Annotated in this window: 8 protein-coding genes; 4 read left to right on the top strand and 4 right to left on the bottom strand. The window is 38.5% G+C overall.

The features are described 5' to 3' along the window. Positions 1–198: 198 nt before the first annotated feature. Together glmS and PR767_RS11670 are read left to right on the top strand one after the other, a co-directional pair. Positions 199–2,031, top strand: a complete 1,833-nt coding sequence (glmS, locus tag PR767_RS11665; RefSeq protein WP_004906751.1) for a glutamine--fructose-6-phosphate transaminase (isomerizing) — start codon at positions 199–201, stop codon at positions 2,029–2,031. Positions 2,032–2,158: 127 nt separating this feature from the next. Then, positions 2,159–3,325, top strand: coding sequence for a hypothetical protein (locus PR767_RS11670; protein ID WP_272520375.1), 1,167 nt, complete (start codon positions 2,159–2,161; stop codon positions 3,323–3,325). Between the two features lie 112 nt (positions 3,326–3,437). Here the strand turns inward: PR767_RS11670 and PR767_RS11675 are convergent, their stop codons facing one another. Continuing rightward, positions 3,438–4,346 (bottom strand): hypothetical protein, encoded by a 909-nt coding sequence (locus PR767_RS11675; RefSeq protein WP_109912552.1) that lies wholly within the window; start codon positions 4,344–4,346, stop codon positions 3,438–3,440. Positions 4,347–4,415: 69 nt separating this feature from the next. Continuing rightward, positions 4,416–4,961, bottom strand: coding sequence for a TetR/AcrR family transcriptional regulator (locus tag PR767_RS11680; protein WP_272520376.1), 546 nt, complete (start codon positions 4,959–4,961; stop codon positions 4,416–4,418). Positions 4,962–5,056: 95 nt separating this feature from the next. Between PR767_RS11680 and PR767_RS11685 the strand changes: the two genes are divergently transcribed. Then, positions 5,057–6,553: an MFS transporter gene (locus PR767_RS11685; RefSeq protein WP_272520377.1), complete on the top strand. Its 1,497-nt coding sequence runs from the start codon at positions 5,057–5,059 to the stop codon at positions 6,551–6,553. Positions 6,554–6,763: 210 nt separating this feature from the next. Here PR767_RS11685 and PR767_RS11690 read toward each other — a convergent pair whose 3' ends face one another. Further along, a complete protein-coding gene (locus tag PR767_RS11690) occupies positions 6,764–8,173 on the bottom strand; it encodes an MFS transporter (protein WP_004906766.1) in 1,410 nt (469 codons plus the stop codon). 74 nt (positions 8,174–8,247) lie between these two features. Here PR767_RS11690 and PR767_RS11695 point away from each other — a divergent pair, with 74 nt between their 5' ends. Next, positions 8,248–8,910 carry a helix-turn-helix transcriptional regulator gene (locus tag PR767_RS11695; protein ID WP_004906770.1) on the top strand — a complete coding sequence of 221 codons (663 nt, stop codon included), beginning with the start codon at positions 8,248–8,250 and terminating at the stop codon, positions 8,908–8,910. A 37-nt stretch (positions 8,911–8,947) separates the two neighbouring features. On the opposite strand, the gene PR767_RS11700 is transcribed toward PR767_RS11695, so the two are convergent. Then, a complete protein-coding gene (locus PR767_RS11700; protein WP_272520378.1) occupies positions 8,948–11,461 on the bottom strand; it encodes a penicillin G acylase in 2,514 nt (837 codons plus the stop codon). Positions 11,462–11,502 lie beyond the last annotated feature (41 nt).

Consider the following 11,502-nt stretch of genomic DNA (forward strand, 5'->3'; position numbering starts at 1 on the left):
GAGAGGTAGCGTTATCTCTCCTATGATAAAAAAGCTATTTAAATAGCAAAAATTAAAATAGCTACCCAAGGTAGCAATATAAAAATAATATCCCCATTTTCTACAAGGCTGGGGAGCAGTGAAAACTGTACAACAATTAGGTTGCGACAAATAAAGGTTTCTCAAGAAAGAAACCTTTTGTCTAGGAATCAAAAAAATATGTGTGGAATTGTAGGTGCTGTTGCACAACGTGATATTGCAGAAATTCTGTTAGAAGGTCTTCGTCGTCTTGAATATCGTGGTTATGACTCAGCGGGTATGGCTGTAGTTGATCACGAAGGTCATTTGCAACGCTTACGTGAAGTCGGCAAAGTGCAAATGTTAGCGGAAGAAGCGGAGAAAAACCCAGTATCGGGTGGAACGGGAATTGCACATACCCGTTGGGCGACTCATGGTATTCCAAGTGAACGTAATGCTCACCCACATACCTCTGGTTATATTGCCGTTGTTCATAACGGCATTATTGAAAACTATTTAGAACTGAAAGATGAACTGAAAAAACTCGGTTATGTCTTTAGTTCAGAAACAGACACTGAAGTGATTGCCCATCTTGTTCACCATGAACAACAAAAAGGTGGCTCGCTGGTGGAAGTGGTTCAACGTGTTATCCCACAATTACGCGGTGCTTACGGTACGGTAATTATGGATAGCCGTATTCCTGAATTATTAGTCGCTGCACGTTCTGGTAGCCCATTGGTTATTGGTTTAGGTGTCGGTGAAAACTTCTTAGCATCAGACCAATTAGCATTGTTGCCTGTGACTCGCCGCTTTATCTACCTTGAAGAAGGGGATGTTGCTGAAGTTACTCGTCGTACTGTTCGTATTTTTGATAAAAATGGTGAAGCTGTTGACCGTGAGCAAATTGAATCAAACGTTCAATATGATGCGGGCGATAAAGGCGTTTACCGTCATTACATGCAAAAAGAGATTTATGAACAGCCGATGGCGATTAAAAACACCCTTGAAGGGCGTTTTAGCAAAGACAATGGTATCGATTTAAGCGAATTAGGCCCTCGTGCGAGTGAAATTTTATCTCAAGTTGAACATATCCAAATCGTAGCTTGCGGAACATCTTACAATGCTGGCATGGTGGCGCGTTATTGGTTTGAGTCTTTGGCCGGTATTCCCTGTGATGTGGAAATTGCTTCTGAGTATCGTTATCGCAACCCTGCACACCGTAAAAACAGTTTAATGATAACACTGTCTCAATCAGGTGAAACCGCAGATACACTCGCAGCCCTGCGTTTATCTAAAGAATTAGGCTATTTGACCTCTTTAGCAGTGTGTAACGTTGCGGGCTCTTCACTGGTACGTGAATCTGAATTTGCCCTGATGACCAAAGCAGGGGCTGAAATTGGTGTGGCATCCACTAAAGCGTTTACTACTCAGCTAACTGTCTTACTGATGCTAGTGGCGTATATGGGTCGCTTGAAAGGCGCCAACCCTGAGCTCGAAGAAAACATTTCTCACGCTCTACATGCATTGCCTGCGCGTATTGAAAGCATGTTATCGCAAGATAAAGTTATCGAAGCATTGGCAGAAGATTTCTCAGATAAACACCATGCGTTGTTCTTAGGCCGCGGTGATCAGTTCCCTATTGCCGTTGAAGGAGCACTGAAATTAAAAGAGATTTCTTACATTCACGCAGAAGCGTATGCTGCTGGTGAGTTAAAGCATGGCCCATTAGCGTTAATTGATGCCGACATGCCTGTTATCATCGTTGCACCTAACAATGAACTGTTAGAAAAACTGAAATCAAACATCGAGGAAGTTCGTGCGCGTGGTGGTTTGCTGTATGTATTTGCTGACCAAGATGCGGGCTTTGAAGCCAGTGAAAATATGAAAATTGTTTCTCTGCCTCATGTTGAAGAGCTCATCGCACCTATTTTCTACACCGTTCCTCTGCAACTGTTGTCTTATCACGTTGCATTGATTAAAGGTACAGACGTAGACCAACCCCGTAACTTGGCGAAGTCGGTGACAGTTGAGTAATCAATAAATTGATTAATAAAGGGCTCATTATTTAACCGTAATGAGCCTTTTTGTTTTTTTGTCATAATATAATTTCTATTTTTTGTTTTTTTTAATATAACATAATAAAAAACAAGGAAATAAACATATGGAAATTATATTTATTGATATTATTGATAAGGAATATGAATTTGTATGCCAACTATATTGGCAGCTTGAAGAAAATGGCCGATTTTCATATTCAATGATTAAGATAGAAGAAAAAACACAATTAAAATATAAAGAAATAAAAGCTATTGTGGCTAGAAGCTGCAAAGCTTATTGTTTAAAACTAAAATGTGTAGCATGTGGTGAAATGGAATTTTTACGAGATAGGAGCCATTTTTCACATTTAATTAATTTTGAACATATTTGTGTTGATTGTATTCGTATAGAGAATGAAAAAGAAAGGCAAGAAAAAATTGAATATATTGATAATCTATTATTTTTAAAAAAAGAAAATGCTTTAAGTATCAATGATCTTTCTTTTAAAAATAGTGTTTTTTTACTTGCACTTATACGGTGTTGTGCTGATGAAAATCTAATGTATTTAGATAGCTTGGATAATCAAAGGTATAAAAAATTAACACCGAATTATAAGTTTGACCTGTTAATCATAGAACAGCTTTATACTGCAGGTGTGATTGCAGTAAGTTCAGTTACTAATTTAAAGTATATAAGTGTTAGTGAAGATTATATTTATTTTAATAATATATTTATGTGCTGGGAAGTTATTTTTAAAGAAACTAATAGTTTATCTACGATTATTGACCTACTAGAGCTAAAGTTAGCCAATATTTATTACTTACAAGAAAATAAAAAATCACTGATTGAGTTATGTAAGAAAAATAATCTATTTGAGTGTTTTTTTTATTTGAATTATGAAATGGATGAATATAATTTTACATCTTTTCAGATTGGTGAAAAAACAACAAAAAACATCACCTATTTATTAGAAAAATTATCTGTTGGGCAAGTTTTCTATATTATATCTAAAACGGTTACTGATGCTTTTTTATATCACCAAAAAAAATCGACTAAAATCAACAAAGGGCAAGCTGCGAACTCTGTTGTTGATGCAATGAAGCGAATGCATGAAAGGTATCTAGCTAATGGATGGTCTCCCTATACAAAATATCGGCCTCGTCATTGCCCTCAATCGGTACTTTGTCAGGTTTTATTTGTATTTATCTTGCAAACAGATGATGGCGGTATTCATAAATCGTTAAAACAAATTATAACTGACGATGATAAGGGGATTTTCTTGAATCATTAAAACTGATTTTATGTCTTTCCATAATGGTTTAGTCATTCATTTTCCTGCATTAGGGGCATTTTTCGTGCAAAAAATGACCCTATGTCGTGGAATAATATTGTTTGTAAGGATGTTATTTCACTTTTGGTAAAAGACCTTCTATTTCAGAGTAATAGAGAGGTTTTATTTCAGTAGCTCTAAGAGGTTTTCTGATAAATTTATTTTTATAAAGTTTACGTATTTCCAGTGTTTCTAATGAGGGATATCTTTTTAATTCTGTTGGTTGCGCTACGAGGTCAGCATCAATAACATATTTTTTTCCATTATTATCCATTTTAACATTACCATTAGAACTATAATCAAACATGATGCGTCCTCTTTGTTTAACAAAATCATAGGCACTATTACCTTTAATATCTTTTCCAGAAATATATTTCGTAATTAAAACATCTTTTCCCTCATTCAGAGTTATTGCTCTTGAAAAATTAGTATTTTTGTTTAATGCATTGAGTATAGAGGAGCAGCGATTTACATTACTGTGAGGATTGATTTCATAGGTATCATAAAAAGGAACTTTAATAACAAAATTTCCAACGCGGTAGGCTGTTCCATAAACCCCGTGGCCTAATGAATTGGTTACGTTGAGATATAAATCTGTAGGTTTTCTTTTTCCTATCGTATTTAATGGACCTTGATAAATATAACTTTTTTTATCTATTGCTATAAAATAGATATTTTCCTCTTTTATTCTTCTAACGAAAGAATCGATCGATTTGATATCTTCTAGTTTGGTTCTATTTACAGGCGTTATCGGTTCTTGTTTTTTATTTAAATGAGAGGTTTTTTTTTCTTTTGATGCAAGATAGGGAATGTTAACATTAAATTTATATTCTTTTTTATAACTAGGCTGATTAAAATTTAAATCGCCATCATTTTTTGATTTTACACTTTTTATATTATCTATAATGAAATTTTTATTCGTTTTTTGAGGTTGATAATAATAGTTATGACTTGGAATTGTAGTAGTAATTATTTTTCTCATGATAATCTCCATTTGGATATTTTATCCAATAATATTGGATTAGGAGATTATTTATTTAAAAAAATGATGCTATGAATGACTTTTTAATAAATTTTCCAAATCACTAAATATAGATTGCCATTCATTATCATCAATTTCCATGAATCCCATATAGCGCAGCATAAAAGCGCCTTCAGTGGCTAGAAAAACAATTCTGGCCTGTTTACCTTTTTCTGTTGAGGTGTCTAACTTAGCAAGCCGTTCACGATACCAAGTACGCGTACTTTCCAGGTATTCAGGGGTTTGTAATAAGGATGCCATTAAGGAAGCGCCTTTTGCCATTGCAACTTTATCGTGCTGGTGGGTAGCTTGCATATGAGCAAAAATTTGCCCTTCAGGAGAGTTATCTTGCAGCGTCACTTGATTAAAAATTTCATCGTAAGACTGGCCCCAACGCTCAAACATTGCATCAACTAAGGCATCTTTATTGCCAAAACAGTACTGAACACCGCCTTTGGAGATCCCCATCGCTTTGGCAACTGCATCGATAGTGAGAGCGGTAGCACCTTGTTGTAGAACAATATCTTCAGCGGCATCAAGTAATTTTTCTCTATCGATTGTTCGTTGACGTCCCATTTAGAAAAACCTCTTTTCAATACGTACGTATGGATTTATATTGTAGCACGATCAGCACAAAAATCATGATCAAATAAACTCATTGAGAGAATTTTATGTTAACCGATTATAAGCGCTGGATAGTGCTTCTATTAGTTTCAAGTGTACTGTTTCTTATCGTTATTGATGTCACTGTACTGTATACCGCGTTACCTAAATTAACCCATGATTTAGGCGCTACGTCATCTGAAAAACTGTGGATAATGAATGCTTACCCACTGGTGGTCGCTGGGTTATTACCTGCTGCAGGGATGCTAAGTGATAAAGTTGGTCACAAGCAAATGTTTTTATTGGGGCTACCGTTATTTAGTTTAGCCTCGTTGTGTGCTGCTTTTTCACCAACAGCAACAAGTTTGATTTTGTCTCGAGGTTTTTTAGCTGTTGGCGCAGCGTTAAGTATGCCTGCCACCCTTGCTATTGTCAGGCATGTTTTTTTAGATCCGAAAGAAAGGGCGTTAGCAATTGGAATATGGTCGGCAGTTGCTTCAGGTGGAGCGGCAATAGGCCCTTTGATCGGCGGTATCTTACTTAACCACTTTTGGTGGGGCTCTGTTTTTTTAATTAATGTCCCAGTGGTCTTATTGGTTATTCCGTTTGCGTGTTACTTGATCCCTAAGTGTGGTGGTAACAGCGACAAAAAAATCGACATTTTCGGTTCCATTTTAGTGTTAATTGGTTTAATTGGCGTTATTTATGCGTTGAAGGAGCTCGGAAAACCTTATACAGACTGGCCTGCTGTATGGGCTTCAGGCGTTATTGGTGTTTTCTTTTTGGTGGTATTTAGAAATCGACAAGTTAAATCAATATCCCCAATGATTGATTTTACGCTATTAAAGCATCCTAAATTCAATGCAGGGCTGATGATGGCTGTGTTATCTATCGTGGTTATCGTTGGTGTTGAATTATTGCTCAGCCAACGGCTGCAACTGGTTTTAGGTTATACTCCGTTTGAAGCGGCTTTATATATCATTCCAATTCCATTGGCTTCAGTGATAGCTGCACCATTGGCAGGTATGTACCTTCATAAATTTGGTGAGATAAAACTCACTGTTTTCGGGTTTACTTGTACGTTAATTGGTGTCGTTGGTTTAACGATGGTGTACCAAACTTCGACAGGTATTTTGTTACTTTCATTCCTCTTTCTTATTGGGTTTGGCCTGGGTGCGATATTCACGACGGCGTCAACGACAGTGATGTTAAATGCCCCTGATGAAAAAGCAGGAATGGCAGCATCAATTGAAGAAATTGCTTATGAAATTGGCAGTGTCTTAGGTGTAACCTTTATGGGGGGACTAATGAGTGCAATTTATACTTTGAAACTCTCATTACCTGAAGGCTTAACAGTCAGTGATAAAGTTTATGATAGTATTGATGAGGCCTTATTAGTTTCTGAGTCACTACCAGCAAATAATGCATCTGCGTTGATAAATCAGGCCAATATTGCCTTTGATCATGCTTTCTTAGGGGTGATGGTGGCAACTATTTTTGTCTTGCTGATCAGTATTATTGTTCTGCCCTATTTTTTACGCTCTAAAAAGGCATTAACGAACTAAACTAGGTGATTTGACCTCAAAAAGGGAGCTTTTGCTCCCTTGAGGTTGTTGACAAAGCGGGATAAAAGCGTGGTTTTTCCCGCTTTGTGTTATCAGCCGAAAATCAATAAATTGATTTTCCTAGTTTATTTTCAAAACCGATTAGACTTGCTGCTAAACATAATATGTTTGTCAGCAGTCTGAAGGGAGCTTTTGCTCCCTTATACTTTTTTATCTTATTTTGCGGATTAATACGGTTGCGAGTAATGGACTAATTGCAAATAGAGCAAATAACCAGATTGAAGCTTGCTGTGCTCCCGCGATCCCTCCGGGGCTAATTAACCCGCTATTATTGACGACGACTCCCACTAAGGCGGCAGATAGCGCGGTTGCATACAATTGAATGGTAATAATTGAAGATGATGCGAGATTTTCCTCACCCTCTGGCGCATTCTTAAAAACTCGTAGTACGAGATGAGGCCAACACACGCCAATTCCTAGACCAACCCCAGCCATGGCGATGAGATAAATAACGAACAATGGCCATGATTCGATAAGCTGTTGATTATGCGTTAGAACAGCAAGTACAATTAAAGAAATAAATATGATGAACGGGCCTGTTCGAATAATTCGGATAACAATAGCCCCCGTTTTATTGGCACTAAAGAGTGCCCCAATGGTCCAACCCGCTGCCATTATTGCAGTTAAATAACCGGCTGTGAGCGGAGAAAACAGATGGATGGTTTGTAAGAAATAAGGGACATAAATTTCGGTTGTCATGCCACCAACTAACAAACACATGGTTAAAAATATGACGCCAAGGGGATTCTTGAGTGAATAGGCTCCTGTTGGTAATAAACGTTTGTCATTTTTACCATCGAGTAAAGCAATAGTCAGCAGTATGGCTAGGCCAATTAACAAGCCAATTAGGTTCATGAATAAACTATCAGACAAACTTCCAATTGAGATAGCAAGAACGGATATCACTAACAGAGAAATCGCTAAGAATGGAATTTTACTGGTTTTTGGTGCTTGAGTTTGTTTTTTAGGGAGTTGATTGATGACAATGAGCGCTAGAAAAACCGCGACAGGAAGTAAAGCCCAAAACGCCCAACGCCAGTGGCCACTTTCAGCAAAAATACCACCAATTGCAGGGCCACAGAGTGTTGCTATTCCCCACATACCTGAAACAACACCCATGGCTCGAGACCATAAGTTTTCAGTAAAAACAATGCGAATTAATGCATAGCTAAGAGCAAATAAAATACCGCCACCAAGTCCTTGTAATGCCCTCCCGCCTAGTAATACCAACATTGATGGGGAAGCTGCGCACCAAATAGACCCTAAAGAAAATAGAATGAGCGCGAATAAATAAGAAAATTTAGGCCCAAAACTGTCTAATACTTTACTAGAAAGGGCTGAGCCGACAATAGATGTTGCCACAAATAAAGTGGTATTCCATGCGTAATATTCAAGGCCGCCAATATCGTTAACGACACTGGGCAATATGGTTGTTACGATATAAATATTGATAGCATGTAGTGCAACACCGCCAGTTAAGGCAATAGTGAGTAATGCGTTGGCGCCACTGAGTAAATCAGCCCACTTGGCTTGAGGTACGGTTGAAGTTTCATTGCTCATAGAGAGACCCGCTAGACGGAATGGTGGAAAAAGAGGTATTATCCAAGTAATAGCTTGGATAATAGAGTCGCATAATGATTAATGCAAGTAATTACTTTGATAATCTAAATTTAACACAGGCTGTGGATAAGGTTCTTTTTTGTATCAAAACTAAAGGGCCTATTTCTACCGCAGTGATCGCAAATGATTTAAATATGACAGGGGAAGCAGCAAGGCAACACATTCAAAAACTGACTTCGTTGGGGTTAGTTGAGGGGGCGCAGTGCTTATCGCAAACAGGGGCTGGGCGCCCTCGGCAAAATTGGGTGTTAACAGAACTGGGGCATCAACGTTTTCCGGATACTCATGCGCAACTTGCTCTTCAATTGATTGATTCTGTTCGTACTATTTTTGGTGATGAAGGACTAGAGAAGCTGATTATCCAAAGGGAAGCGGAAAGCCGAGAAAAATATTTTGCGCGTTGTAAAAATTTACCGTTAGCTGAGCGGCTTGAGGCGTTGGCTGAAGTGCGTAGCGAAGAAGGGTATATGGCGAAGGTTGAACAAGATGATGACAGTTGGTTGTTTATCGAAAACCATTGTCCAATTTGTGCCGCAGCCACTGCTTGCCAAAATTTTTGTCGTTCGGAATTGGCGTTGTTCAGTGATATTGTGGGTGATGACGCTAGCATTGAGCGTGAACAGTACTTATTAAATGGCGCAGGGCGTTGTGTCTATCGTGTAAAGGTTAATAACTAAATACCAAGACAGCTTGGTATTTAGTTTAGTAATAGTATTATCTCTCAATCATCAATGTTTCAGTTGACTCTATATGTGGTGCTAGCTCTTCGTTATCAAGCCATAACGGTTTCTTACCAAACTGCTGGTATAACGAGAGTTGGTCTTGGTAGTGAGGTGAAGGTTTTCCTTGCGGGGAAATAAAGCCACTTTGCCCTGGAGCAACAATGTCCCATGCACTCACCCCTTTTTCGGTAAACACAATTAGGTCGTTTTCAGTTCCCCGATTATGGTATTCATTTTGATGGAAATTTTCTTGAGGTAAGGCTTGTGGCACACCAAAGAAATTATTTTCACGGAAGGTTAATGCTGTGGCGGGTGTTTGCCAATTAGCTGGGTTATCACCGTATTTTACTCTCATTTTTTGGTAGGTCGCATTCAGTGCTTTTCTGATTACATCATTCCGCGATTGTCCTGAAAATAGATCGATAGGCTGGGGTATTGGCGATTTATCTTCTAAGAGAGACTCATACAGTAATTTTGCGCCTGTACTGATATTTAAAGACCCTGTAGGGCCTTCTTGTGTCGTTTCATAACCACTTGCTAGATACCATTTATCAAATGGTGCGGGGATCGTTTGGCCTAGAGTGGCTTTAAGCATTTCTTTTAACCAAATATCGAGGATTGCAGACCCTGGATGAACATAGTGTTTTCCATCACCTGATAACTGGTTTATACCATCCCACTGTTGGAGCAAGGAGACTAATTTGACGGTATTGTCATTTGACGGCAAACCTTGTGTCGCTTGAGCTAAAAATGGGGTAAATAAGCGATGATTGAGGTCGACACGGCTAGTTTGCTGTAAAATCGTCCACATATCATCAGCTGTTAACTTATCATAGGCCTCAATGCGGTTATCGATTTCTGTTACTCTATCTGCACTTCCCCATAAGAAGGCAAATAAGTCGCTAGCAGGATAATTTTTAGCTGGGGAGTTATTCCAGTTAGCGATGTAACCGGATTTGGGATTATAGACTTTAGGATTATTTGCAAAGGGCTGCATCCCTTTCCAGTCCCATTCTCCCGTGCCTGATACGGGTAAACGGGGGTCATGGTTAGTTTGGCGTTTAGGGTAGTGCCCGGTATGTACATAACCAATATTTCCGTCTTTATCCGCATAATACCAATTAATCGTCAGTGCTTGGTTTTGTGCTTGGTCTAGCCATTGCTGCCAGTTTTGCGCCTGCCCTTGTTTTACCCAAGCCATTAAGGATGTAAGCTCTTTGCCATCCCATGCGCGAGCTTTGCTGTATGCGGTGTGAGTGGTATTATCACGCTTGACTACATTACCATGCACAGTGCGGTATACTTCAAAAGTAATGGGTTTTTCACCTTTTACATTTAATGTCTCTTGGCGCGATAGCATTTGTTTCCACTGCCCTTGGTGGAAGTAGCTATTTGGATCTTCAGGTGAAATTTGTTCTGCAAAAATATCAACGCCGTCACCAAAACCCGCTGTAGAGCCCCAAGAAATTTGCCCATTATGACCGAATAAAATAGCGGGATAAGCAAACGGTGTATTTCCAACAATATTAAACCCGGCTCCATGTAACCCTATACCGTATGTATAGGCAGGGTTAAACCAACCAAACTGTGGGCCATTAAGTAAAATGGCTTTTGCGCCAGACGCTTTTGTTTTTCCAACAAGCCAAACATTACTGGTGGTTGGATACCCTGCTAGGCCATTAGCACCGCTTTGTTCATATTGTTTAGCGATTAACGCATTATTTTCCTGGGAAGAAAGCGCTATTAATTTTCCTGTTGCATCTTTTGCCGTGCGTTCAAACATGGGAGCAGTAAGTCGGTAATCACTAATTTGATTCAATTGCGCTATATTTTTTGTTTTTTGTGAATTTGAATAGGTGAATTCTTCTGATGAGATTGTTGTTGGTGCGTTGGGGTTATTAAGCCAATTAATTTGGTTAAAAAACGCCACTCCCATTTGTTCACCATACTTATCTTTAAGCGCAGTGAGTAATGCTAGGTTATCAATTTCACTATTCATATCGGAAAAGCGGTTTGCCATTGTACCGACCATTATCATCGCAACATCAAAACTCGTCCATTGGGATGGTAAAAAATCATAATCAATGAACTGTTTAGGCATTAAGTCATCCGGTTTAGCATTGATTTGTTTAATCCATGCATTCATGCCATCCGCATAACCCTGCAAAATATCTTGTTCTTTAGGGGATAATTGCGTGATTTGCTGGTGGATAGAATCAGGCCAATAGTTGTTTCTGATTTCTTTATCAAAAGAAATGTAATCTTTACCTAACACTTCGGAAACTGTTCCTTGGGTACTGCGTTTAGCCATTTCCATTTGGAATAATCGGTCTTGTGCCACAGCATAGCCATATCCATAGAAAAGGCTATAAGTATCATTCGCATAGATGTGAGGAACACCATAGTTATCTCGTTCAATTTTAATTTGAATTGACTGAGAAAATGATGAGAGTGGTAGTGAACTTAAACTTAAAACAATAGCGGTAGAGATGAGGTGTTTTTTCATTTATTGAGTCTCATGTTGTTATTATTTTTTTGAGACTAGCA

Source organism: Providencia sp. PROV223, from assembly GCF_028479245.1.
Taxonomy (GTDB): domain Bacteria; phylum Pseudomonadota; class Gammaproteobacteria; order Enterobacterales; family Enterobacteriaceae; genus Providencia; species Providencia rettgeri.